The 23,364-nt window shown below is 67.9% G+C and carries 21 protein-coding genes; 12 read left to right on the top strand and 9 right to left on the bottom strand.

Going from position 1 to position 23,364, the window contains the following annotated elements; translation table 11 throughout:
- Positions 1-21: 21 nt before the first annotated feature.
- Positions 22-1,710, top strand: coding sequence for a D-lactate dehydrogenase (dld, locus tag ASD72_RS11920; protein WP_056880248.1), 1,689 nt, complete (start codon positions 22-24; stop codon positions 1,708-1,710).
- Between the two features lie 3 nt (positions 1,711-1,713).
- On the opposite strand, the gene ASD72_RS11925 is transcribed toward dld, so the two are convergent.
- The 4 genes from ASD72_RS11925 to rpsU all read right to left on the bottom strand — a co-directional run bounded on the left by ASD72_RS11925 (position 1,714) and on the right by rpsU (position 3,974).
- Entirely contained in the window at positions 1,714-2,607 is an 894-nt protein-coding gene (locus tag ASD72_RS11925) for a YihY/virulence factor BrkB family protein (protein ID WP_056880155.1), read from the bottom strand.
- Between the two features lie 58 nt (positions 2,608-2,665).
- Positions 2,666-3,160 (bottom strand): GNAT family N-acetyltransferase, encoded by a 495-nt coding sequence (locus tag ASD72_RS11930; protein WP_056880156.1) that lies wholly within the window; start codon positions 3,158-3,160, stop codon positions 2,666-2,668.
- 42 nt (positions 3,161-3,202) lie between these two features.
- Positions 3,203-3,649: a GatB/YqeY domain-containing protein gene (locus ASD72_RS11935; protein ID WP_056880157.1), complete on the bottom strand. Its 447-nt coding sequence runs from the start codon at positions 3,647-3,649 to the stop codon at positions 3,203-3,205.
- Positions 3,650-3,758: 109 nt separating this feature from the next.
- Positions 3,759-3,974, bottom strand: coding sequence for a 30S ribosomal protein S21 (rpsU, locus tag ASD72_RS11940; protein WP_002808376.1), 216 nt, complete (start codon positions 3,972-3,974; stop codon positions 3,759-3,761).
- A 135-nt stretch (positions 3,975-4,109) separates the two neighbouring features.
- Between rpsU and tsaD the strand changes: the two genes are divergently transcribed.
- The 3 genes from tsaD to folK are packed head-to-tail and all read left to right on the top strand — an operon-like array spanning position 4,110 to position 6,084.
- Positions 4,110-5,174: a tRNA (adenosine(37)-N6)-threonylcarbamoyltransferase complex transferase subunit TsaD gene (gene tsaD / locus ASD72_RS11945; RefSeq protein WP_056880158.1), complete on the top strand. Its 1,065-nt coding sequence runs from the start codon at positions 4,110-4,112 to the stop codon at positions 5,172-5,174.
- A 56-nt stretch (positions 5,175-5,230) separates the two neighbouring features.
- Complete coding sequence (gene folB, locus ASD72_RS11950) at positions 5,231-5,590, top strand: dihydroneopterin aldolase (RefSeq protein WP_056880159.1); 360 nt, start codon at positions 5,231-5,233, stop codon at positions 5,588-5,590.
- 2 nt (positions 5,591-5,592) lie between these two features.
- Positions 5,593-6,084, top strand: a complete 492-nt coding sequence (gene folK, locus ASD72_RS11955; RefSeq protein WP_056880160.1) for a 2-amino-4-hydroxy-6-hydroxymethyldihydropteridine diphosphokinase — start codon at positions 5,593-5,595, stop codon at positions 6,082-6,084.
- Between the two features lie 6 nt (positions 6,085-6,090).
- Here the strand turns inward: folK and ASD72_RS11960 are convergent, their stop codons facing one another.
- Positions 6,091-6,831, bottom strand: a complete 741-nt coding sequence (locus ASD72_RS11960) for a pteridine reductase (protein ID WP_056880161.1) — start codon at positions 6,829-6,831, stop codon at positions 6,091-6,093.
- A gap of 184 nt (positions 6,832-7,015) precedes the next feature.
- Between ASD72_RS11960 and ASD72_RS11965 the strand changes: the two genes are divergently transcribed.
- Together ASD72_RS11965 and ASD72_RS11970 are read left to right on the top strand one after the other, a co-directional pair.
- Positions 7,016-8,473, top strand: a complete 1,458-nt coding sequence (locus ASD72_RS11965; RefSeq protein ID WP_056880162.1) for a circularly permuted type 2 ATP-grasp protein — start codon at positions 7,016-7,018, stop codon at positions 8,471-8,473.
- Entirely contained in the window at positions 8,473-9,414 is a 942-nt protein-coding gene (locus tag ASD72_RS11970; protein ID WP_056880163.1) for an alpha-E domain-containing protein, read from the top strand. The genes ASD72_RS11965 and ASD72_RS11970 overlap by 1 nt, the downstream gene beginning before the upstream one ends.
- Before the next feature lie 120 nt (positions 9,415-9,534).
- Here ASD72_RS11970 and ASD72_RS11975 read toward each other — a convergent pair whose 3' ends face one another.
- Positions 9,535-10,365, bottom strand: coding sequence for a 20S proteasome subunit A/B (locus tag ASD72_RS11975; RefSeq protein WP_056880164.1), 831 nt, complete (start codon positions 10,363-10,365; stop codon positions 9,535-9,537).
- A 119-nt stretch (positions 10,366-10,484) separates the two neighbouring features.
- On the opposite strand from ASD72_RS11975, the gene ASD72_RS11980 reads away from it, so the two are divergent.
- Both ASD72_RS11980 and ASD72_RS11985 read left to right on the top strand, forming a co-directional pair.
- Positions 10,485-11,669 (top strand): SAM-dependent methyltransferase, encoded by a 1,185-nt coding sequence (locus ASD72_RS11980; RefSeq protein WP_056880165.1) that lies wholly within the window; start codon positions 10,485-10,487, stop codon positions 11,667-11,669.
- Positions 11,657-12,082 carry a hypothetical protein gene (locus ASD72_RS11985; RefSeq protein WP_056880249.1) on the top strand — a complete coding sequence of 142 codons (426 nt, stop codon included), beginning with the start codon at positions 11,657-11,659 and terminating at the stop codon, positions 12,080-12,082. The genes ASD72_RS11980 and ASD72_RS11985 overlap by 13 nt, the downstream gene beginning before the upstream one ends.
- Before the next feature lie 51 nt (positions 12,083-12,133).
- Here ASD72_RS11985 and ASD72_RS11990 read toward each other — a convergent pair whose 3' ends face one another.
- The 3 genes from ASD72_RS11990 to ASD72_RS12000 all read right to left on the bottom strand — a co-directional run bounded on the left by ASD72_RS11990 (position 12,134) and on the right by ASD72_RS12000 (position 18,410).
- A complete protein-coding gene (locus ASD72_RS11990) occupies positions 12,134-14,470 on the bottom strand; it encodes a family 20 glycosylhydrolase (RefSeq protein WP_081420307.1) in 2,337 nt (778 codons plus the stop codon).
- Between the two features lie 103 nt (positions 14,471-14,573).
- The gene (locus ASD72_RS11995; protein WP_056880166.1) at positions 14,574-17,264 is read right to left on the bottom strand and encodes a TonB-dependent receptor; all 2,691 of its coding nucleotides are present in this window, start codon (positions 17,262-17,264) and stop codon (positions 14,574-14,576) included.
- Between the two features lie 114 nt (positions 17,265-17,378).
- Positions 17,379-18,410 (bottom strand): glucokinase family protein, encoded by a 1,032-nt coding sequence (locus tag ASD72_RS12000; RefSeq protein ID WP_056880251.1) that lies wholly within the window; start codon positions 18,408-18,410, stop codon positions 17,379-17,381.
- Between the two features lie 380 nt (positions 18,411-18,790).
- Here ASD72_RS12000 and ASD72_RS12005 point away from each other — a divergent pair, with 380 nt between their 5' ends.
- Genes ASD72_RS12005 through nagA form a run of 4 tightly spaced genes read left to right on the top strand, consistent with a single transcriptional unit; the run spans position 18,791 to position 23,359 of the window.
- Positions 18,791-20,104, top strand: a complete 1,314-nt coding sequence (locus ASD72_RS12005) for a sugar MFS transporter (protein ID WP_056880167.1) — start codon at positions 18,791-18,793, stop codon at positions 20,102-20,104.
- An 11-nt stretch (positions 20,105-20,115) separates the two neighbouring features.
- On the top strand, positions 20,116-21,183 hold the full coding sequence (locus ASD72_RS12010) for a LacI family DNA-binding transcriptional regulator (RefSeq protein WP_056880252.1): 1,068 nt from the start codon (positions 20,116-20,118) through the stop codon (positions 21,181-21,183).
- Positions 21,180-22,217 (top strand): SIS domain-containing protein, encoded by a 1,038-nt coding sequence (locus ASD72_RS12015; protein WP_056880168.1) that lies wholly within the window; start codon positions 21,180-21,182, stop codon positions 22,215-22,217. Before ASD72_RS12010 ends, ASD72_RS12015 begins: the two co-directional genes overlap by 4 nt.
- Positions 22,214-23,359, top strand: a complete 1,146-nt coding sequence (nagA, locus tag ASD72_RS12020) for an N-acetylglucosamine-6-phosphate deacetylase (RefSeq protein ID WP_056880169.1) — start codon at positions 22,214-22,216, stop codon at positions 23,357-23,359. Before ASD72_RS12015 ends, nagA begins: the two co-directional genes overlap by 4 nt.
- The last annotated feature ends 5 nt before the right edge of the window (positions 23,360-23,364 follow it).

Raw genomic sequence — 23,364 nt, forward strand, 5'->3', positions numbered from 1 at the left:
CATGCGGCCATGCCTGTGCCGATGCCGTCCGACGAAGCCCTGCTGGCCCGCCTGCGCGAGGCCGTGGGCGCCGCGCACGTGCTGACCGGCGCGCGGGCGACGCGCCGCTACCGCAAGGGCTACCGCTTCGGCGACGGCCCGGTGCTGGCCGTGGTGCGCCCCGGCACGCTGCTCGCCCTGTGGCGCGTGCTGGAGGCCGCCGTGCAGGCCGGGCGGATCGTGCTGATGCAGGCCGCGAACACGGGGCTCACCGGGGGTTCCACGCCGGATGGTGACGGCTACGACCGCGGCATCGTGCTGGTCAGCACCCAGCGGCTGACCGGCGTGCAGGTGCTCGACGGCGGTCGCCAGGTGGTCTGCCTGCCGGGCGCGACGCTGGACGTGCTGGAAAAGACGCTCGCGCCGCGGGGTCGCGAGCCGCATTCGGTGATCGGCTCGTCGTGCATCGGCGCGTCCGTGCTCGGCGGCGTGTGCAACAACTCCGGTGGCGCGCTGGTGCGGCGCGGTCCGGCGTACACCGAACTGGCGCTGTATGCGCAGCGCGGCGCGGACGGCGTGCTGCGGCTGGTCAACCACCTGGGCATCGCGCTCGGCGACACGCCGGAAGAAATCCTGACCCGCCTGCAGGCCGGCGATTACGCACCGGCGGACGTCGTCCACGACGCCGCGCGCGTCGCATCCGACCAGCACTACGCGGACCACGTGCGGCAAGTCGATGCGGGCACGCCGGCGCGCTACAACGCCGATGTCGCACGCTTGCACGAAGCCTCCGGCTGCGCGGGCCGCCTGGCGGTGTTCGCGGTGCGGCTGGACACGTTCGAGAAGGACGCTGCGTCGGTCTTCTACATCGGCAGCAACGATCCCGACGATCTCACCGGCGTGCGCCGGCATCTGCTGACCGCGGCCGAGCGCCTGCCGATCTCGGGCGAATACATCCACCGCGACGCCTTCGACATCGGCGACCGGTATGGCAAGGACACCTTCCTGCTGATCGACCGCTTCGGCACCGACCGGGTGCCGGCGGCGTTCGCGCTGAAGAGCCGCATCGACGGCTGGTGCGAACGCTGGGGCGTGCGCGGCCTGACCGACCGCGTGCTGCAGACGCTGTCCGGATGGCTGCCGGATCATCTGCCGCCGCGCCTGCGCGATTTCCGCGCGCGCTACGAACATCACCTGCTGCTCAAGGTGTCGGCGCAGGACGCAGACACCACGCGCGATTTCCTCGACCGCTTCTTCGCGGGTCGTGAGGGCGCGTTCTTCGCTTGCGATGCCGACGAAGGGCGCAAGGCGTTCCTGCACCGGTTCGCGGTAGCCGGTGCGGCGGTGCGCTACCGCGAGGTGCATCGCGCGGAGGTGGAAGACATCGTCGCCCTGGATGTCGCCCTGCGCCGCGACGACCGCGACTGGGTGGAGACGCTGCCGGCCGCGCTGGCCGACACGATGGTCGCGCGCCTCTACTACGGGCACTTCTTCTGCCACGTCTTCCACCAGGACTACATCGTGCGGCGGGGAACGGATCCGCTCGCGGTGGAACATGGCATCTGGGCATTGCTGGACGCGCGCGGCGCGGAGTATCCAGCCGAACACAACGTCGGCCATCTCTATCCGGCCAAACCGGCGCTCGCGGCGTTCTATCGTGCGCTGGACCCCACCAACACGTTCAATCCCGGCATCGGCCAGACCAGCAAGCGCACCGGCTGGGGAGAATGACGTTCAGGTCGCTGCCTGCGCCCTGGCGAGCGTCCGGGCGCGCTGGCGTTCATCGATCACCGCGGTGATCAGCGCACCGGCGAAGAACACCACGCTGGCGTAGTAGATCCAGACCAGCAGCAAGACCAGCGCGCCCATCGAGCCGTATGCGCTGCCGGGTGCCGCTTCGGCCAGGTAGAAGCCGATCAGATACCGTCCGCCCGCGAACAGCAGGGCCGTGATCGCGCCGCCCAGGAATGCGCGCGACCACGCCACGCGACGGTCCGGCAGGTAATGGTAGAAGAAGGCGAAGGCGAGCGCATACAACAGCAGGGTGCTGGCGTAGCCGAGCGCGGGCAGCAACGACGGCAGTCGTGCGAAGGCCACCTGCAGCGCGGTGGTGGCGATCATCGACACGATCAGCAGGAAGCCGATCGCGAACACCACGCCCAGCGAGAACACCCGCTTCTTCAACCACGCCACCAGGCCGTTCAGGCGTTGCGCGTCGGTGCGGAAGATCAGGTTCAACGCGCCCTGCAGCTGGGCGAACACGACGGTGGCGCCGACCAGCAGCAGGCCGGTGCTCCACAGGCCCGCCAGCGAACCGATGTCCGGGCGCGCGTCCGCGTTGCGGATCACCGTCTCGGCGACCGCAGCGGCATCGGGACCCGCGAGCTGGGCGATCTGGTCCAGCAGCGACTGCTGTGCAGGCGGGTAGAGCGAGGCGGTCAGCCACAGCAGCAGGATCAGCAGCGGCGCCAGCGACAGCAGCGCATAGAACGACAGCGACGCGGCCTGCGTCATCAGATCGGTGTCGATGAAGCGGCGCAGCAGCGCCACGGGCAGGCTGCGCTCGGCGCGTGTGCCGAGATGGTGCAGGCGTTTCCGGATCGCGGGCAGGCGGGCAGGCGTATGCATGGGCCGAGGGTGGCCCGCCGCGTGTCAGCGCTTCGTTAGCGCGGCGTGGTGAGGACGTTTACGGGGATGCGTCGGCCAGCGCACGCAGGGCGTCGCCACTGACGCGCTGCACGGTCCATTCGTCCATGCCGGTGGCGCCCAGGCGGCGGTAGAAGTCGATGGCCGGCGTGTTCCAGTCCAGTACCGACCATTCGAAGCGCCCGCAGCCGCGTTCCAGCGCAAGCCGCGCCAGGTGCACCATCAGGCGCTTGCCCAATCCCAGGTTGCGGTAGCGGGGATAGACGAACAGGTCTTCGAGGTACAGCCCTGGCTGCCCGAGGAAGGTCGAGAAGCTGTGGAAGAACAGGGCGAAGCCGGCCGGCGTGCCGTCGGCTTCGGCGATGACGACTTCCGCGGCAGGACGCGCGCCGAACAGGTGTTCTTCCAGCAACGCGGGCGTGGCGACGGCCTCGTGGGCGAGCTTTTCGTACTCGGCCAGGCCGCGGATGAAATCGAGGATCTGCGGGATGTCGGCGCGGGTGGCCGGGCGCAGGGTGATGGCTGGGGTGTCCATGGCATCAGCATGCCATGGAGACGTCCCCGGGGCGGCGCGGACTCAGCCCGCCAGCTTCTTCTTGATCAGCGCGGAAACCTGGCCCATGTCGGCCTGGCCGGCGAGGCGCGGCTTCAGCACGCCCATCAGCTTGCCCATGTCGGCCGGGCCCGTGGCGCCGGTCTCGCTGATGGCGGCATCGATGGCGGCCAGGATCTCGGCTTCGCCCAGCTTGGCCGGCAGGTAGGTGTCGATCACGGCCAGTTCGGCGCGTTCGATGGCGGCCAGGTCCTCGCGGTTGGCGGCCTCGAACTGGCTGACCGAGTCCTTGCGCTGCTTGACCATCTTCTCCAGCACGGCCAGCACGGCGGCGTCGTCCAGCTCGATGCGCTCGTCCACTTCACGCTGCTTGATGGCGGCGTTGATCAGGCGGATGACGCCCAGGCGGTGCTTCTCGCCGGCCTTCATCGCGGCCTTCATGTCATCGGTGAGCTGCTGTTTCAGGGACATGGTGTGCTCCGGGGGAACGGGGAAGGCGTTGCACGGGGACCGTGGGACGCCAAAAACACAAAAAGCCGGCGACGCTCGCGCGTGCCGGCTTCTGGCGAAGCGACGCGGCTCAGTACAGGCGCTGGCGCTTGGTGACGTCGCGCGAGCTGCGACGCAGCTGACGCTTCACCGCAGCGGCGGCCTTGCGCTTGCGCTCCTGGGTCGGCTTCTCGTAGAACTCGCGCTTGCGGGTTTCGGCCAGGACGCCGGCCTTTTCGCAGGTGCGCTTGAAGCGACGCAGCGCAAACTCAAACGGCTCGTTTTCGCGGACTTTGACGCTGGGCATACGTAATCTCGGTGGTGTAAACGGCCCGGGCACGCCGGGTGAGCCGCGTATTATAGCGACCGGAGCCGTCGCTGCAACCCACCCCGGCTGCCAGCCAGGCTTGCCCCTCCCCACCCCGGACCCCACATCGTTCCCATGAAAGTCCTCGGCATCGAAACCAGCTGCGACGAAACCGGCGTGGCCGTCTACGACACCGGCCCCGTCTCGGGTACGGGGCAGGCTCCGTCCGCCGCCGTCGGCCTGCGGGCGCATGCGGTCTACAGCCAGATCGCCCTGCATGCCGAATACGGCGGCGTGGTCCCGGAACTGGCCAGCCGCGACCATGTGCGCAAGCTGTTGCCGCTGATCCGGCAGACCCTGGCCGAGGCCGGGCTGGAGACCCGGGACCTGGACGGCGTGGCCTATACCGCCGGCCCGGGGTTGGTCGGCGCCCTGCTGGTGGGGGCCGGCGTGGCCCGGTCGCTGGCGTGGGCGCTGGAGGTGCCGGCCGTGGCGGTCCATCACATGGAAGGCCACCTGCTGGCCCCGCTGATGGAAGACGACCCGCCCGAGCCCCCGTTCGTGGCGCTGCTGGTGTCCGGCGGGCATACCCAACTGGTGGCCGTCGATGCGATCGGCCGCTACCGGCTGCTCGGCGAGACCCTGGACGACGCGGCGGGCGAAGCCTTCGACAAGACCGCCAAGATGATGGGCCTGCCTTATCCCGGTGGTCCCCAGCTGGCCGCGCTGGCCGAGCAGGGCACGCCCGGCCGGTTCAGGTTCGCCCGGCCGATGACCGACCGTCCCGGGCTGGATTTCAGTTTTTCCGGCCTGAAGACGCAGGTGCTGCTGGCCTGGCGCGATAGCGACCAGGCCCCGCAGACACGCGCCGACATCGCGCGCGGTTTCGAAGACGCGGTGGTCGACACGCTGGCGATCAAGTGCGAGCGCGCGCTGGATGCGGCCGGCAGCGACATCATCGTCGTCGCCGGCGGCGTGGGCGCCAACAAGCGGTTGCGCGCGAAGCTGCAGGAAGTCGCCGCCAAGCGCGGCGGCCGCGCGTGCTTCCCGCGCCCTTCGCTGTGCACCGACAACGGCGCGATGATCGCTTTCGCCGGCGCGCTGCGGCTCGAGGCGGGCCAGCACGAGACGCCCGAAGTGAAGGTGACCCCGCGTTGGGACATGGCCACGCTGCCGCAGGTGGTCGCGCGCGCGGGATGACGGACGCGCCGCGGTTTGCCGTTACCATGCGCGCACTCCGTCACCTGTAGCCCGTCATGGACATCGTTTTCATCGAAGACCTGCGCATCGAGACCGTCATCGGCATCTACGATTGGGAGCGCGGCATCCGCCAGACCGTGGCGCTCGACGTGGAAATGGCGTTCGACAACCGCGTGCCGGCCGCCAGCGACGACATCGCGCACACGCTGGACTACAAGGCGGTGTCGAAGCGGCTGATCTCTTTCGTGGAAGAAGCGAACTTCGGCCTGGTCGAGACGCTGGCCGAGCGCTGCGCCGGCATCATCCGCGACGAATTCGGCGTGGCCTGGGTGCGGCTCAAGCTCAGCAAGCCGGGTGCGGTCACTGGCGCACGCAACGTCGGCGTGCTGATCGAACGCGGCACGCGGCCGGACTGACCGTGGGCCTCGCCTATCTCAGCCTGGGCAGCAACGTGGCGCCCGAGCGCCACCTGCGGATCGCCATCGACGCCCTGCGTGCGCGTTTCGGCGACGTGCGCCTGTCGCCTGCGTACCGCACGCGTTCGGTGGGCTTCGACGGCACCGACTTCCTCAATGCCGCCGCGGTGATCGACAGCGACCTGGACCCGTTCGCGCTCAACGACTGGCTGCATGCGCTCGAGGACGCGCACGGTCGCGACCGCAGCGGGCCGCGCTTCTCCGACCGCACGCTGGACATCGACATCGTCTTCTACGACGACCTGGTGCTGCAGGGTCCGGGCAACCTGCGCCTGCCGCGCGATGAACTGAAGCATGCGTTCGTGCTGCTGCCGCTGGCGGACATCGCGCCCGGCAAGATCGATCCGCGCAGCGGCAAGACGTTGCAGGCCTTGTGGGAAGCGCATCCGGACCATGCGTCGCCGCCGGAACCGGTGGCGATCGAAGCGGATTGACGACGCTCAGCCCAACGCGCGGCCGCCGTCCACGTGGAGGGTCTGCCCGGTCACGTAACTGGCCGCGTCGCTGAGCAGCCAGGCGACGGTCGCGGCGATGTCGGCGGGCTCGCCGACCCGACCCAGTGGCGTCTGCGCGAGCAGTTTCTCCTGCAGGTCCGGGTCGATGCCGCCATCGGGCCAGAGGATCGCGCCCGGCGACACGGCATTCACGCGCACGTCCGGGCCCAGTGAAACGGCCAGTCCGCGGGTGACGGCGAGCAGGGCGGCTTTCGAGGCCGCATAGACCGCCAGGTCCGCGCGCGGCTTCTCCGCGTAGACGTCGGCGATGTTGACGATGGCCCCACGCGCCGCTTTCAGGTGCGGTGCCGCGGCCTGCGCGAGGAAAAACGGCGCGCGTGCATTCACTGCGAACAGTTCGTCCCACTGCGCCGGCGTGGCCGTGCCGGCGGGCGTCGGGTAGAAGGCCGAGGCATTGTTGACCAGCGCATCGAGGCGGCCGTAGTGGCCTACGGTCTTCGCGACGAGTTCGGGCAAGCGGTCGAAGTCGGCCAGCTCGGCCTGCAGCATGAGCGTGCTGCCGGGACGCGCGACCTCCAAGTCGTCCGCCAGCGCGTGCATGTCGGTGGACGACGCGCGGTAATGCAGGGCCAGGTCATGACCGTCGGCATGCAGGCGGCGCGCGATCGCCGCGCCGACGCGGCGGGCGGCACCGGTAATCAGGACGACGCGACGCGTGGTGGACATGGCGGGCTCCCGTGCAGAGGCCGACATTGTCCCTGCTTTGCACCGGAATGGCGCAAAGCGATGCCGGCGGATGTGAGCCGAGGGCGTGGTCGTGCGAATGCTTGACGGCGCGCACACCGACCGTGCATGTTGCGACGCATCACCCCTCGCCGGATGTGCCGGCCGGGGACAGTGGAAAGGGCGAATGGACTGGGCGAAGTACCGCACCACGACCTTTGACGAACTGATCCAGGCCGATGGACGGCCGCGCCCGGCCGCGCGCCGCCTGGTCGAATACCTGGCCGGACTGTCCGGCCGCGAAATCGCCGAACGTCAGCTCGCCGCCGATGTGGTGGCGCGTGTGCAGGGCATCACCTTCACCGTGTACTCCGACGGCCGCAACGTCGACCGCACGCTGCCGTTCGACCTGATCCCGCGCATCATCCCGCTGAGCGAGTGGCAACGCACCGAAGCCGGCCTGAAGCAGCGCATGCGCGCGCTGAACCTGTTCATCGGCGACATCTACGGCAAGCAGCAGATCGTCAAGGACAAGGTGTTCCCGGCAATGCTGCTGAAGGATTCGGTGAACTTCCGCGAGCAGTGCGTCGGCATCGCGCCGCCGCTCGGCGTGTGGGCGCACATCTGCGGCTCGGACCTGGTGCGCGACGGCGACGGCACGCTGTACGCGCTGGAAGACAACCTGCGCATCCCGTCCGGCGTGAGCTACATGCTGGAAAACCGCATGGTGGCCAAGCGCGTGTTCCCGGAGCTGTTCGAGACCAGTTCGATCCTGCCGGTGGACGAGTACCCCAGCCAGCTGTACGACACGCTCGCCGCGCTGTCGCCGCGTCCCGGCGACACGCCGGTGATCGCACTGCTGACGCCGGGCGTGTTCAACAGCGCCTATTTCGAACACGCCTACCTGGCCCAGGCGATGGGCATCGAGCTGGTCGAAGGCAGCGATCTGTTCGTCGCCGACGACGATTGCACCTACATGCGCACCGTGTACGGCCCCAAGCGCGTGGACGTGGTGTACCGGCGCGTGGACGATCTCTTCATCGATCCGGACGTGTTCCACCCCGATTCCGTGCTCGGCGTACCCGGGCTGATCCGCAGCTGGCGCGCGGGCAAGGTGGCGCTGGCGAATGCGCCGGGCGCGGGCGTGGCTGACGACAAGGTGGTCTTCGCCTACGTGCCGAAGATGATCAAGTACTACCTGGACGAGGATCCCATCCTGCCCAACGTACCGAGCTACCTCTGCCACAACGCGAAGGAGCGCAAGTACGTGCTGGAGAACATCGAGAAGCTGGTGGTGAAGCCGGCCAACGAGTCCGGCGGCTACGGCATGCTGATCGGGCCGCGTTCCACCAAGCGCCAGCGCGAGAAGTTCAAGGCGCTGATCGAAGCGAATCCGCGCAACTACATGGCGCAGCCGACGCTGGCGCTGTCCACCGCGCCCATCGTCACCAAGCAGGGGCCGTCGCCGCGCCACATCGACCTGCGCCCGTTCGTGCTGTCGCGCCAGGATACCTACGTCACCACCGGCGGCCTGACGCGCGTGGCGATGGTGAAGGGCTCGCTGGTGGTGAACTCCTCGCAGGGCGGCGGCGCCAAGGACACCTGGGTGGTGGACCTGGCCGACGACGACGGGGAGGAGGGCTGATGCTGTCGCGCGTCGCCGACAACCTCTACTGGTTCAGCCGCTACGTGCGGCGCGCCGAGAACACCGCGCGCCTGGTCGGCGTGGGCAGCCAGTTGCAGCTGGACATGCCGCGTTCCGTGCGCTTCGCGTGGCGGCCGATGATCGACACGGTCGGTGCGGGCGAGTGCTTCGAACAGTGCTATCCGGAGACGGCGGATGCCGCTGGCGATGCGGACGTGATCCGTTTCCTCCTGCTGGACGAACGCAATCCCTCTTCGCTGCGCACGTCCGTGGATTCGGCCCGCGAGATCCTGCGCAGCATCCGCGATACGTTGCCGCAGGATGTGTGGGAAGCGATCAACGACCTGCATCTCTACATCGCTGCGCAGGGCGAACGCAGCCTCAGCCGGCGGTACCGGTTGGAATTCCTTCAGCGCATCGTCGACGGTTGCCTGAAGGTGTCGGGCCTGTTGAGCGCCAACGTCAGCCGCGACATCGGGTACCAGTTCCTGCGCCTGGGCACCGGCCTGGAGCAGGCCGACATGACCACGCGCATCATGGATGCCGGCGCGTCCGGCCTGGTGACGCCACGCAACGAAGACGATCGCGAGGCGTTCCAGAACATGCAGTGGATGAGCGTGCTGCGCTCACTGGCCGGTTACCAGATGTTCCGTCGGCACGTGCGCCAGCGCGTCACCGCCGAACTGGCGCTGCGGTTCCTGCTGCAGAACAACGAGTTTCCGCGCAGCGTGCACTTCTGCCTGTCGCGCGTGCAGAGCGTGCTGCCGACGATGCCGTCGCGCCCCGGCGTGGACCGCCATCTCAATCGCGTCATCGGCCTGACCCGCAATGCCGATCCCGCCGTCCTCGCGACGCGCAACCCCGCGCAGTTCATGGACCAGATCCAGGTGCATCTGGGCGCGCTGCACGACGCGATCGCGGAAGGGTACTTCCACGGGTGAGGCCGGCGTCGCCGTCTGTGGGAGCGACGTCAGTCGCGAACGCTTGCGGTGAGTCATCGGGAGGCGGGACGGTGACGGTACTCAACCGTCGCGACTGACGTCGCTCCCACAGCTACCCTCTTACTGCTGCCCCTGCGCGTCGCCCGGATCCTGTCGCGACGGCGCGCGACGCGGCGGCATGGTCGGCACGCTGGTGGGAATGGCTTCGCGCTCGCCCTGCGGCTCCCACGGGAAGCGGGGCAGGCTGTGCACGGCGGCTTCCAGTTTGCGCGACCACGTGTCGTGGATCTCGGCGTACAGCGGCGTGTCGGCTTCCAGGCGCATCTTCTGGGTGATCTTCAGGTCGCCGCTGCGCAGCAGCGCCATGTCCACCGGCATGCCGACGGAGAGGTTGGAGCGGATGGTGGAATCCAGCGACACCAGCGCGCACCGCGCGGCGTCTTCCAGCGGCGTCTCGGGCCGGATGATGCGGTCGAGGATGGGCTTGCCGTACTTCGATTCGCCGATCTGCAGATAGGGCGTCTCGGGCGAGGTGGCGATGCAGTTGCCGAGCGGATAGATCATGTACAGGCCCGGGCGTTCGCCAGCGATCTGCCCGCCGAGGATCAGCGTGGATTGCACGTTGACGCCGCTCTGCTGGGCCTCGTCGTTCATCTTGACCTGGCTGGCGACCAGCATGTCGCCGACGTACTCGGCGACCTCGTACAGGTGCGAGAACGTCTTCAGGCTCTGCCTGGCGTTGGGGTCGTCGGCGTCGCGCTGAAGCCGCGAGATGGTCAGCTGCGTGGTCGCCAGGTTGCCGGCCGACATGATGACGAAGACGCGGTCGCCCGGCCATTCGAACACGTGCATCTTGCGGTACACGCGCACATCGTCGAACGAAGCGCTGGTGCGGGTGTCCGCGGCGAAGACCAGGCCGTCGTTGACTTCGATGCCGACGCAATAGGTCATGGCGTGTCCGTTGCTGCTGTGCACCACGATTCTATGCGCCACCCCCGGGGTTGGCTAGGGCCAACATTCCAGTGTTAGACGGCCCGTACAATGACCGGGTTTTCCGTTCTCGGTGCGCCATGCAGGCCGATCTCCCCCTTCCCGACGACGAAGCGCGCGCCCACAGCGAACGCCTCGCCGCCTTCATCCGCAGCGAGATCGCCGCCGAGGGCGGCAGCATTCCGTTCTCGCGCTTCATGGAGCGCAGCCTCTACGCGCCCGGACTGGGCTACTACAGCGCGGGCAGCACCAAGTTCGGCGAGGCGGGCGATTTCACCACCGCGCCGGAGCTGGGGCCGTTGTTCGCCAGCTGCGTGGCGCAGGCGGTGGCACCGGTCCTGCAGCAGATCGGACCACAGGCCGAGTTCGTCGAAGTCGGCGGCGGCAGCGGTGCGTTCGCCGAGATCGTGCTCAAGCGGCTGCTCGACCTGGATGCGCTGCCTGCGCGCTACGGCATCCTCGAGCCCAGCGCGGACCTGCGCGAACGCCAGCGCGAGCGGCTGGGACGCCGGCTGATCCCGCCGGTGTTCGACCTGGTCGAATGGCTGGATGCGCCGCCCTCGGAAACCTGGAATGGCGTGCTGTTCGCCAACGAAGTCGTCGATGCCTTGCCCACCCCACGCTTCACGCTGCGTGATGGCGAAGTGTTCGAGGAAGGCGTGGCGTTGGACGGCGAGGGCCGCTTCATCCGCACCGATCGTCCGGCCGATGCCTTGTTGGCCGCCGCGGTGCGCCATGTCGAACGTTACCTGGGGCAGCCGTTCCCCGATGGCTTCCGGTCCGAGCTGTTGCCGCAACTGCCCTACTGGGTGCAAGCGGTGATGGGCGGGCTGGACCGGGGCGCGATGTTGTTCGCCGACTACGGCTACCCGCGTCGCGAGTTCTACCAGGCCGATCGCGACGAGGGCACGCTGCGTGCGTACTACCGGCATCGCGTCCACAACGACGCGTACCTGTGGCCGGGCCTGCAGGACATCACGGCGTCGGTCGATTTCACCGCGCTGGCCGAGGCCGGTACGAATGCGGGCTTCGATCTGGCCGGTTACACCACGCAGGCGAACTTCCTGCTGGGCAATGGCCTGCAGGAGCGGCTGGACGAAGCGCAGGAACGCGCCGACGAAACCACGCTGCTGCGCCTGCGCAACGAGGCCAAGCGGCTGACGTTGCCCAGCGAGATGGGCGAGCGCTTCCAGGTGATGGGCTTCTCCAGCGACGTCGAGTTCGGCACCGCGTTCCTGTTCAACGACCTGAGCTGGCGCCTGTGAGCGGCCTGTTCGCGCTGCGTCCGTTCCGGCGTCCGCGCTTGTGGCTGGGCCTGTGGTTGCTGGCGATCGTCGTCGTCATCGCGCTGTCGCTGGCGAACCTGAGTCGTCTGCCGCCGGTGCCGGAAGGGGGCGACAAGGTCGAGCACTTCCTTGCTTACGGCGTGCTGTCGTTGTCGGCGATGCAGCTGTTCGCCTCGCGTCGCGGGTGCATCGTGGTGGCGGTGCTGCTGGTCATGATGGGCATCGGCCTGGAAGTCGCACAGGGCGCGCTGACCACCACGCGCATGGCCGATCCGCGCGATGCCCTGGCCAATACGCTCGGCGTACTCGCCGGCCTGGCCACGTTGTTCACGCCCTTGCGCGGCATGCTGCTGGCGTTCGATACACGCCTGCGTCCGCGACGCGCCTCGTAGGAAAAGAAAGAGCCGGGCACCGCCCGGCTTTTTCTTCGGGTGCGCTGCGACTCAGCGCGGCTGCAGGGTAATGCGGTCCAGCACCCACATCTGCGGACGCGTGTCGCCGGTGAAGCGCACGCACAGGTCCTGCGTGCCGGCGGTGCCGGCGGGCAGGGGCGCATCCAGGTCCAGGAAGCCGTCGGCCTTCGGCGCTGCCGGCAGCGGGACCGTCGCCAGCAGCGTGCCCTTGCAACCGCCGCCGAGGATTTCCAGCTCGCCCAGCGGCGACTTCGCGGGTTCGAACGTGCGGTGCGGCTCGTCGTGCGCCAGCTGGAAGTAGTACGGAATGCGGCCGGCCCGCACCTTGATCGACGCGATGCCGTCCAGGTCGGCCTGGTTCCACTGCCAGCACGGGTAGAAGATCGTCGCATTGAAGATCGCGCGCTCGCCATCGGCCGGGCCATCGTCTTCCAGGCGCAGCAGCAGGCGACCCGCATCGGGGCAGACGGCCATCGCTTCGTCCGTGCGCGTGAGCAACGCGGCGGGCGTGAGTTCGAACGTGGCGGCAGGCGCCAGCGCACGGCCCTCAGCGAACGCGGCGGCACGCACGGTGACCGGCGTCTTCAGATCGAGCGGCGCGGCGAAGACCGTGGAGGACGATGTCGGTTCGCTGCCGTCCGTCGTGTAGTGCACGGCATAGCCGAGCGGATTGGACAGCGTGACCTTCACGGTGCCGGCCTTGCGGTCGTCCTCGGTCGCGATCATCGCTTCGAACGGCGTCTTCGCGTAGCCCAACCCGATTGCGTCATAGCGCTTCAGCTGTGCAGGCAAGCGTTTCGTGAAATCGCCGAAGTCCTTCTTCGCCGCCGGCGACCAACCGGTTTCGGCGACCGCGGCGAGACGCGGGAACGCGTTGTGCTGCAGGCGCGCGAACGTGCGGGTGTGCTCGGTCCACAGGTTCGCCTGCAGGCCGAGGATGTGGTGGCGCTGGTTTTCCTCCAGTTCCGGCGGCACCGGCTCGAACGCGTAGACGTCCTGCAGCGTGATCAGCGCGGGGCGTCCCGGGGGTTCGTTCGGTGAGGCGGTCTGCAGATAGTCCAGGTAGGTCTTGTTCGACGGCGACATCACCACGTCGTGGCCCTGGCGCGCGGCTTGCAGTCCGCCCTCGATACCGCGCCACGACATCACGGTGGCTTCCGGCGGCAGCTTGGCTTCCAGGATCTCGTCCCACCCGATCAGGCGCTTGCCGTGTCCGGCGAGGTACTTCTCCAGGCGCTCGACCAGATACCCCTGCAGGTCCATCTCGGTCTTCGCGCCGACGGCCTGCATCCGAGCTTGCTCACGTGCGGAGGCTTCCCACTGGTCCTTCACCGCTTCGTCGCCGCCGATGTGCACGTAGGTGCCCGGGAACAGCTGCACCACTTCGCCCAGCACGTTCTCGAGGAAGGTGATCGTGCCTTCTTCGACGTTGACCAGGTTGGGGAACACGCCCCACTCGTTCGACGGCACCAGCGGCGTGTCGATCGAGCCGAGTTCGGGATACGCCGAGATTGCGGCGGTCGCGTGGCCCGGCACGTTGATCTCGGGCACCACGGTGATGTGGCGCTCGGCGGCGTACTTCACCACGTCGCGGATCTGGTCCTGCGTGTAGAAGCCGCAGTAGGGGCGCGGTTCGCCGGTCTTCGGATCCTTGCCGCCGTCGCCCGCGGGAATGCGGCAGCCGCCGATCTCGGTGAGCTTCGGGTACTGCTTGATCTCGATGCGCCAGCCCTGGTCGTCGGTCAGGTGCCAGTGCAGCGTGTTGAGCTTGTGCAGGGCCATCGCATCGATGACCTTCTTCACGTCGTCGACGGTCTGGAAGTGGCGCGCCGGGTCCAGCATGAAGCCGCGCCAGCTGAAACGCGGAGCGTCTTCGATATGCAGCGCCGGCAGGGTGACGCCGCCCTTGTCGCCCTGGGTGGCGAGTTGCCACAGCGTCACCGCGCCGTAGAACAGGCCACGCTCGTCGCGCGCCTTCACGGTGGCGCCGTCGGGCGTGATGTCCAGCGTGTAGGCCTCGGGCGAGGCGTCGTTCGCGCCGCCCGCTTCCAGCACGAAGCGGATCACGCCCTTGCCGTCGGCCTGAGCGGTCGCCAGTGCAGGCCCCCCCGCCGACGCCAGGTAGGCCGCGAACTGGCCGGCGACGCGTGTCGCCGCTTCGCCGGCGGCGAACACACGGGTCTCGCCGTTGATGACGAAGCTGCCTTCGCCCGTCTGCAGCGTGGCGGGCGCGGGAATCAGGGCCGGCGTGATGGGCGCCGATGCGGACGCGGTGCCGGCATCGCTGCCCGTCCTGGTGCAGCCGGCCAGGACCAGCAGGGTGAGGGCCATGCCGGTCAGGGCGCGACGGACGAAGGGTCGTTTCATCGGAATCCTCGTGGGCGAACGAGCGGAAGAGTGCCAAAAAAAAGCGGGCCCGGACAAATCCAGGCCCGCAGAGGGAGAGTGTTCCCTTACATCGATGACGCGATCAGAACTTGAAGCGGAAGTTCAGGTAGTACTGGCGACCGTTGCTGTAGAACGCATGCGGCAGGTAACCCGGCACCGCATCGTTCTCCGTGTAGTACTTCAGCTTCGGGTTGTTGAGGTTCAGGCCGTCCAGGCTGATCGTCAGCCAGTCGGTGGCCTTGAAGCCCAGCGAGGCCGACACGGTGGCGAAGTCATCCTGGTAGAAGTTGTCGGCGCGGCTGACGCCGGCGTAGAACGAGCTGCGGTAGCTGTAGTTCACGCGGGCGTTGAAGCGATCGTTCTCGTACCAGCCCGACAGGTTGTAGGTGTTCTCGGAGGTACCGTTGAGCGGCTTGCCACCGTCGGCCTCGCCATCCACGTAGGTGTAGTTGGCGTTGATGCCGAAGTTCTCGCCGATCGGCTGCTCGTAGGTCAGTTCCACGCCACGGGCCTTGCCGTTCGAGTTGACCGGGATCGACACCAGGTAGTCGCTGTAGACGTCCGTGCCGGCAGCCTGGCTGGCCTGCTGGTCCTTGTACTGGACGATGACGTTACCGAAATCGACGTACCCGTCCATGTCCATCGAAAACACGCTGGCGGCCAACAGCGCGCGCGGCGCGAAGTACCATTCCAGCGAAGCATCGAAGTTGGTCGATACGAGCGGATCGAGGTTCGGGTTGCCGCCGCTGCCTTCGTGGGTCAGATCGTTGAGCGTCAACGAACCGGCCAGCGCGGAGAAGTCCGGGCGGGTCATGGTCTTGCTGCCCGACACGCGTGCCACCAGGGTGTCGGTCAGCTCGAACTTGAAGTTCACGCTGGGCAGCAGTTCGTTGTAGTCGTTGTTCACCACGACCGGCAGGTAGTCGCCGAACGCGGAGCCCGTGATCGCACCCGGAATGCCGGAGTTGACCGCAAGCGCCTGGTTGTAGCTCACGTCCGTCTCCGTCTGCACATAGCGCAGGCCGGCATTACCGCTCCAGCGATCACCCTGGAAGTTCAACTGGGCATACACCGCGTTGATGTCTTCTTCTACGCCGTACACGTCCGAGAAGTAGAAGCGCTCGGGATTGTTGCGGTTGGCGAAGCGGGCATTGAGTTCCGCCAGCTGCGCAGGCGTGTAGTACCAGATGCCCGACGGGACGTTACCGCCAACGCCGAAGTCGCCCGGGTACGCGCCGCCCGCCGCCGGATAGGCGTTGATGTCGGTCCAGTTGCTGGCCCAGTTCGGGCCCTGGGCGAGCGAGAAGTCGTTGCTGCGCTCGTGCGTCGCGAAGCGATAGCCGAAGTCCAGCGAGGACAGGACGTCGGACTGGAAGAAGAACTGGCCGTCCGCCGACGCCCAGTCTTCCTTGTCGAGCACGTCGATGCCCTGCGCGCCGAAGATCCAGCCGTTCTGCGGCAGGTGGTTGGCGGCCGTGTTGGTGCCGCCCAGCGACCAGTCGATCGGGCTGCCCACGCCATTCATGCTCCAGCTCGCGCCTGCGTTGCCGGCGACGCCGGTTTCCAGCACGTCCTGGGTGGGGCTGCTGCCGTTGCCCTTGGTGGAGCCGAGTTGGAACACGAACTTCAGCGCATCGCTGGCATTCCATTCGGCGTCGAGCGCGATGTACTTCGATGTCGAGACCGCGCCCGGGCGGGAGATCATGTCGTACACGCCGTAGGGCGTGACCGTACCGGACGTGACCGGCGCGTAGGTGGCGCTGGTCAGCACGCCGTTCTGGACGGTGTAGCTGGTCGGCGTCTGCGAATTGACGAACTGGCTGGCCCACATCATGTAGTTGCGGTTGTAGTTGTCCGCCTTCAGCCGCGAGTAGAACGCGTTCACGTTCAAGGTCAGGTTGTCGGTGACCTTGGCTTCGATGTTGGCTACACCACCCTGGCGCTTGCGCACCTGCTCGAACAAGGCGGCGCCGAGCAGGTTGGGGTACAGCACGCCATTCAGTTCGGGGTTGGTCGAGGTGATGGTGCCGTAGCCACCCACCACTTCCTGGCCGTCACGGCGCAGGCTTCGCTCTTCATTGAAGACCTGTACCAGCAAGCCGGCGGTGCCTTCGTCGTTGCGCCAGTTCAGCAGCGCATCGAGCTGCGGCTTGGTATCGCCCGGCAGGTCGGAATGCACGGCGCCGATGGAGCCCTGGATCGTGAGCGGCTCCGCGAACTGCAGTGGACGGCGGGTGATGATGTTCACCGAACCGGCCGTGCCGCCCTCCACCAGCTTCGCTTCCGACGTCTTGTGCACCACGACGCGGTCGACGATCTCGGACGGGTACAGCGAATAGCTCACGCTGCGGCCGACGTTGCCCACCTGGCTGAGCACGAACCAGTCGCCGGTGCCGATGGTGTGGCCGTTGACCAGGGTCTGCGTGAGGCTGGGGTTGGTGCCGCGCAGGCTGACGCGGTCGGCTTCATCGAAGCCGCCTTCGCTCGCGCTCGAGGAGGCGATGTTGACGCCAGGCAGCTGGCGCAGGGTGTCGGCCACGTTCTTGGCCGGCAGCTTGCCGATGTCTTCCGCGGTGACGACTTCGACATGTGTCGTAGCGTCGCGCTTCGCGTCGAGGGCCTTCTCGATGCTGCCACGGATGCCGGTGACCACCACGGTATCTAGGTCGGTCGCCTTGGTTTCGGCCGGTTGAGCGTCCTGCGCCTGCGCCTGCACCGCCACACCCAGACAGGTCACGATGGCGGCGGAAAGGATGGATCTGCGGTAATTCATGATGTCTCTCCCATCATTCATTGTTTGAGTTTCGGCAGGTCTTGCTCGCGCTTGCTCCGCCGTGCTTGAAGCCTTTACTGCAATCGACGCCACGCCTGTCCCGACGCTTCCATTTCAATCGTCCTGGTGTTGCTCCAGGTACCACTTGGCGGCACCCACCACCCCCAGCTGCCCGTGTTCCACCAGCTTCACGGGGATGCGTTCGAGCGCCTCGCGCATCGATCCCTTGTTGAGGAATCGCGTAACGAAACTGCTCTGGATCAGAAATTCGCGGATCTTCGGCAGGATCCCGCCGGCGAGGTACACGCCGCCCTGCACGCCGTACAGCAGGGCCATGTCGCCGACGACGCTGCCGAGCAGGCCGCAGAACACATCGAGGCTTTCGCGCGCCAGCGGGTCCTCGCCCGACAGCGCGGCGGCCGTGACCTGGCCCGGATGCGTATAGCCCGACGGCGCTGCGCCGCGGACGGCGCACAACGCGGCGTGCAGGTTCAGCAGGCCGGGACCGGACAGCGCCTGTTCGACCGGCACGTGCGTGCGGGTCTTCAGCATCTCGGCCAGCAGCGCCATCTCGAGCGCGTTGCCGGCGGTCAGCGCGGCCTGGCCGGCTTCGGTGGCCAGCACCACGGCGCGCGCGCCGACCGGGATCCACACCGCTGCGCCCAGGCCGGTGCCCGGGCCAAGGATCAGCGTGGGGCCGCGGGTCGGTGCGATGGCCGGGCCGGTGAGCTGCAGCACCTGGCTGGCGTCCACCTGCGCGGCGGCATGCGCGACCGCTTCGAAGTCGTTGACCAGGCGGACGTCGTCGAAGCCGAGTTGCGTGCGCAGGTCCGCCAGCGACAGGCGCCAGGGCAGGTTGTTGGTGATGACGGTGCCGTCTTCCAGCGCATAGCCGGCGCTGGCGATCACGCCGCGCGTCACCCGCCCGTGGTCGAGGCCCAGGTGGTGCAGGAAGTCCTGGACGATGTCGCCCAGGCCGGCATGGTCGGCGCAGGCGTACTTGCGGTACTCCAGCACGTGGACCGGCATGCCGGCGTCGCCGCTGCCGCGCACCAGGCCGATGCGGACATGCGTGCCGCCGACATCCGCCGCGATGAAGGCGTCGCGCGCCCCGCGGCTGGCATCTGTCGGCAATGGATTGGCGATGGCGACCACACGTCTCCCCACATGTTCGCGGCCGGGACCCCGTCATCCCGATATGGCCGGAGTGTGGAAACTGTTTGACAACGTTGTCAAGACTCTGTCATGAAATAGCCGTCTAGCCCGCATGGGAATATGCGGAATCGGCAACAATCACCGTATTCAGCATTCAATTGTCGGCAGGAATGGCGTTAATGATTGAATCGAAAGGCGAAAACAGGGGAAGTCCGATGGGACTTGATGCTGCAATGCACGATGTCAGTGCACCCATGGAGGGCGCCAGGACCCGGCCCGCATGGCCTGCTTTCTCACCGTTCGTCTGAAAGCTCTGACAACGTTGTTCCCGGTGTCGTGCATCGCGCGGCACCCCAGATCAAGGGGATTCCATGACCACCGCTGCCGGTTCCAGCCCGTTCCGCTCGCTCGCCATCGTCGGCGTGCTGTTCTTCATCATCGGGTTCTTCACCTGGATCAATGGGCCGTTGATCACGTTCGTGCAGCTCGCGTTCGAGCTCGATGAGGTCAACGCCTTCCTGGTGCTGATGGTGTTCTACCTGTCGTACTTCTTCCTCGCCTTGCCCGCGGCGGCGTTGCTCAAGCGCACCGGCATGAAGAAGGGGCTGGCCGCCAGCCTGTTCGTGATGGCGGTGGGCGCGGCGATGTTCGGTGAGTTCTCCACCCAGCGCTGGTATCCCGGCGCATTGGCCGGCCTGTTCGTGATCGGCGGCGGCCTGGCGTTGCTGCAGACGGCGGTGAACCCGTACGTCAGCATCCTCGGCCCCATCGAAAGCGCTGCCCAGCGCATTGCGCTGATGGGCATCTGCAACAAGATCGCCGGCATGCTGGCGCCGATCGTGATCGGCACGCTGGTGTTGCACGGCGTGGGCGATCTCGCCGCACAGGTCGAGGCGGCCGATCCCGTCGCCAGGGCGGTGCTGCTGGACGCGTTCGCGGCGAAGATCCATCTGCCGTACCTGGTGATGGCCGGCATCCTGGTGGTGGTCGCCATCGGCATCCTGTTCTCGCCGTTGCCGGAGGTGAAGCCATCGGAGGTCAACGCCGCGCCATTGGCCGATGCCGATGGCGAACGCGGGCTGTCGCAATTCCCGCATCTGTGGCTCGGCGTGCTGTGCCTGTTCCTCTACGTGGGGGTGGAGGTGCTGGCGGGCGATGCGATCGGGACGTATGGAAGGGGTTTCGGCCTGCCGCTGGACCAGACCAAGCTGTTCACCACCTGCACGCTGTTCGCGATGCTGGCCGGGTACCTCGTCGGCCTGGCGTTGATTCCGCGCTTCGTCTCGCAGGAACGCTACCTGGCCATCTCCGCGACCCTGGGCGTGTTGTTCGCGCTTGGCGCGCTGCTGACGCACGGCTACGTGTCGGTCGGCTTCGTCGCTGCGTTGGGCTTCGCCAACGCGATGATGTGGCCGGCGATCTTCCCGCTGGCGATCAAGGGTCTGGGCCGGCATACCGAGACCGGATCGGCCCTGCTGATCATGGGCATCGCCGGCGGGGCGATCGTGCCGCAGCTGTTCGCCGTGCTGAAGCAGCACTACGACTTCCAGCTCGTGTTCGCCGGGCTCGCCGTGCCGGGGTACCTGTACATCCTGTACTACGCGCTGGCCGGGCACCGGGTGGGCCGGGCGCGGCCGGCGACGGCCGTCCCGGAACGCGGCATCATGGCGGACTCGCCTCCATGACGGAAACGCCCATGCGCCGACCCACCATCAAGGACGTCGCCGAACGCGCGAAGGTCTCGCTGAAGACCGTGTCCCGGGTCATCAACAACGAACCGTCGGTGCTGCAGGGCACGCGCGCGCGCGTGCTGCATGCCATCGCCGAACTCGACTACGAACCGGACCAGTCCGCGCGCAACCTGCGCAGCGGCACGCCGTTCGTGATCGGGCTGGTGTACGACAATCCCAATCCGTACCACATCATCGGCGTGCAGAACGGCGTGCTGGCCGCCTGCAAGGAGACCGGCTTCGGCCTGCAGATCCACCCGGTGGATTCCACCTCGCCGTTGCTGGCGGAGGAATTGGTCGAATTCGTCCAGCGCTCGCGCCTGGCCGGCCTGGTGCTGACCGCGCCGATGTCCGAACGCGCCGACCTGGTGACGGCGCTGGCCGCGCGCGGGGTGAAGCTGGTGCGCATCATCGCGGCCACCGAAGATCCGGAAGACGGCCTGCCGTGCGTCTACGTCGACGACCGCGACGCCGCCTACGAGATCACCGAACACCTGATCCAGCTCGGCCACCAGCGCATCGGCTTCCTGTGGGGCGGACTGGCGCACCGGTCGAGTACCGAACGCTATGCCGGTTACGAGAAAGCGTTGAAGGACTACGGCATCACCCTCGACAAGCATCTCGTCGTGCCGGGCGACTACACCTTCGACGATGGCTTCCGTGGCGCGCGCCGCCTGCTCGCGCTGCGCGAACCGCCCACCGCGATCTTCGGTTCCAACGATGAGATCGCCGCCGGTGTGCTGGCGGCGGCGAAGTCGGCTGGCATGAACGTGCCCTATGACCTCTCCATCGCCGGTTTCGAGGACAGCCCGTTCTCCAAGCAGTCGTGGCCGCCGCTGACCACGGCCAAGCAGGCCACGCAGGACATCGCCAAGCAGGCCGCGCGCCTGCTGATCGCCGGCCTGCGCCAGGACGCCTACGACGACCATCCCACCGCCGTGCACAACCAGGGCTTCGTGCCGCAACTGGTGGTGCGCGGTTCCACCGCGCCGGTCCGGCCGCGCGCGGACCGACCCGAACCGCTCTCGCCATGACCGACACGCCGCTGCCCGCTCCTTCCGACACCCTGATGCACCAGGAGGCGGCCCAGACCGCCGACATCGTCGCCGACCAGTTCGCCCGCAACGCCGCCACCGTGAAAACGCTGGCGGAGGATCTGCGGCGCAATCCGCCCCCGTTCGTCGTGACCTGCGCGCGCGGCAGCTCGGATCATGCGGCGACCTACGCGAAATACCTGTTCGAGACGCAGCTGGGCGTGGTCACCGCGTCGGCGTCGCCGTCGGTGGGTTCGGTATACGAAGCGAAGCAGCGGTTGGCCGATGCGCTGTACGTGGTGATCTCGCAGTCGGGCAAGAGCCCGGACCTGTTGCGCAACGCGAGCGCGGCCAAGGACGCGGGCGCGCGCGTGGTGGCGCTGGTGAACGTGGAAGACTCGCCGCTGGCGCAACTCGCCGACACCGTGCTGCCGCTGCGCGCCGGACCGGAGCGCAGCGTGGCGGCGACCAAGAGTTACCTGGGGTCGCTTGCGGCGATCCTGCAGCTGGCCGCGTACTGGAAGGATGAAGCGCCATTGCATGCGGCGACGGAAGCGTTGCCCGACGCACTGCGGCGCGCGTGGCAGGCCGACTGGTCGCCGCTCACCGATGGGCTGGTGGGCGCGCACAACCTGTTCGTGCTGGGCCGTGGCCTGGGCCTCGCCGCCGCGCAGGAAGCCGCGCTGAAGTTCAAGGAAACCTGCGGCCTGCATGCCGAGGCCTACAGCTCGGCGGAAGTGAAGCATGGGCCGATGGCGCTGGTGGGTCCGGGATTCCCGGTGCTCTGCTTCGCCCAGCCGGACGAAACCGAAGCCGGCACGCTGGCGCTGGCGCAGGAATTCCGCGGCCGGGGCGCACAGGTGTGGGTCGCATCGCGCCAGGGCGATCTGCCGCTGGTGGAGGCGCCGCATCCGGCTTGCGCACCGCTGCTGACCATCCAGAGCTTCTATCGCGCGATCAATGCGCTCGCGCTGCGCCGCGGCCACAATCCGGATGTGCCGCCGCACCTCAACAAGGTCACCGAGACGGTATGAACGCGATGAGCGCCGCCACTGCCCTGTGCAACGCCCGCGTGCTGACGCCGGACGGCTTCGTCGAGGGCCTGGCCGTGCTGATGCAGGACGGCCGCATCGCCGATCTCGTCGCCGAGGACGCCCTTCCCGCAGATGCCGTCCGCCGCGATCTTCGTGGCGCCACGCTGCTGCCCGGCTTCATCGATGCGCAGGTCAATGGCGGCGGCGGTGCGCTGTTCAACAACGACACGAGCGTGGACGCGATCCGCACGATCGCGCAGGCGCACCGGCGCTTCGGCACGACCGGCCTGCTGCCGACGCTGATCAGCGACGATGCCGGGGTGATGGCGCGCGCGATCGCGGCGACGCGCGACGCCATCGCGCAGGGCGTGCCGGGCGTGCTCGGCATCCACCTGGAAGGCCCGTACATCGCACCTGCACGCAAGGGCACGCACGATGCGGCGAAGTTCCGCGTGCCCGGTGCGGACGAAGTCGCGATGGCGACGTCGCTCGACAACGGCGTGACCCTGCTGACCCTGGCGCCCGAGCAGGTGCCTGCCGACACCATCCGCGCGATGGTGGCGCGCGGCGCGATCGTCGTCGCCGGACACACGGCCGGCAGTTACGAACAGATCCGCACCGGCATCGACGCGGGCGTGTCGGGCTTCACCCATCTCTACAACGCGATGTCGCCCCTGCAGGGCCGCGAGCCGGGTGCCGTGGGTGCGGCGCTGGAAGACGATGGCTGCTGGTGCGGCGTGATCGTCGATGGCGTGCACGTGCATCCGGCCAGCCTGCGCGTCGCGCTGGCGGCCAAGCCGCGCGGCAAGGTGGTCCTGGTGACCGACGCGATGCCGATGGTCGGCTCGGACGATCCTTCATTCGATCTGTATGGCGAAACCATCACGGCGGTCGAGGGCGTGGTGCGCAATGCCGCCGGTGCGTTGGCCGGTTCGGCGCTGGACATGGTCACCGCCGTGCGCAACTGCGTGCGGCTGCTCGGCCTGCCGCTGGACGAAGCGGCGCGGATGGCGTCCACCTACCCCGCCGACGTCCTCGGCCTGGGCGGGACGCACGGTCGCATCGCCCCCGGCTACCGCGCCGACCTGGTGGCGCTGGATGCCGACTTGCAGGTCGTCGGCACGTGGATCGGCGGCGCCTGATCCCG

The organism is Pseudoxanthomonas sp. Root630, assembly GCF_001427585.1.
Lineage (GTDB): Bacteria > Pseudomonadota > Gammaproteobacteria > Xanthomonadales > Xanthomonadaceae > Pseudoxanthomonas_A.

Excerpts from the sequence above, each read along its gene's own strand:
- dld (WP_056880248.1), top strand. The coding sequence starts at position 22 with ATGCCGTCCGACGAAGCCCTGCTGGCCCGCCTGCGCGAGGCCGTGGGC.
- ASD72_RS11925 (WP_056880155.1), bottom strand. The coding sequence starts at position 2,607 with ATGCATACGCCTGCCCGCCTGCCCGCGATCCGGAAACGCCTGCACCAT.
- ASD72_RS11930 (WP_056880156.1), bottom strand. The coding sequence starts at position 3,160 with ATGGACACCCCAGCCATCACCCTGCGCCCGGCCACCCGCGCCGACATC.
- ASD72_RS11935 (WP_056880157.1), bottom strand. The coding sequence starts at position 3,649 with ATGTCCCTGAAACAGCAGCTCACCGATGACATGAAGGCCGCGATGAAG.
- rpsU (WP_002808376.1), bottom strand. The coding sequence starts at position 3,974 with ATGCCCAGCGTCAAAGTCCGCGAAAACGAGCCGTTTGAGTTTGCGCTG.
- tsaD (WP_056880158.1), top strand. The coding sequence starts at position 4,110 with ATGAAAGTCCTCGGCATCGAAACCAGCTGCGACGAAACCGGCGTGGCC.
- folB (WP_056880159.1), top strand. The coding sequence starts at position 5,231 with ATGGACATCGTTTTCATCGAAGACCTGCGCATCGAGACCGTCATCGGC.
- ASD72_RS11960 (WP_056880161.1), bottom strand. The coding sequence starts at position 6,831 with ATGTCCACCACGCGTCGCGTCGTCCTGATTACCGGTGCCGCCCGCCGC.
- ASD72_RS11965 (WP_056880162.1), top strand. The coding sequence starts at position 7,016 with ATGGACTGGGCGAAGTACCGCACCACGACCTTTGACGAACTGATCCAG.
- ASD72_RS11970 (WP_056880163.1), top strand. The coding sequence starts at position 8,473 with ATGCTGTCGCGCGTCGCCGACAACCTCTACTGGTTCAGCCGCTACGTG.
- ASD72_RS11975 (WP_056880164.1), bottom strand. The coding sequence starts at position 10,365 with ATGACCTATTGCGTCGGCATCGAAGTCAACGACGGCCTGGTCTTCGCC.
- ASD72_RS11980 (WP_056880165.1), top strand. The coding sequence starts at position 10,485 with ATGCAGGCCGATCTCCCCCTTCCCGACGACGAAGCGCGCGCCCACAGC.
- ASD72_RS11990 (WP_081420307.1), bottom strand. The coding sequence starts at position 14,470 with ATGAAACGACCCTTCGTCCGTCGCGCCCTGACCGGCATGGCCCTCACC.
- ASD72_RS11995 (WP_056880166.1), bottom strand. The coding sequence starts at position 17,264 with ATGAATTACCGCAGATCCATCCTTTCCGCCGCCATCGTGACCTGTCTG.
- ASD72_RS12005 (WP_056880167.1), top strand. The coding sequence starts at position 18,791 with ATGACCACCGCTGCCGGTTCCAGCCCGTTCCGCTCGCTCGCCATCGTC.
- ASD72_RS12010 (WP_056880252.1), top strand. The coding sequence starts at position 20,116 with ATGCGCCGACCCACCATCAAGGACGTCGCCGAACGCGCGAAGGTCTCG.
- ASD72_RS12015 (WP_056880168.1), top strand. The coding sequence starts at position 21,180 with ATGACCGACACGCCGCTGCCCGCTCCTTCCGACACCCTGATGCACCAG.
- nagA (WP_056880169.1), top strand. The coding sequence starts at position 22,214 with ATGAACGCGATGAGCGCCGCCACTGCCCTGTGCAACGCCCGCGTGCTG.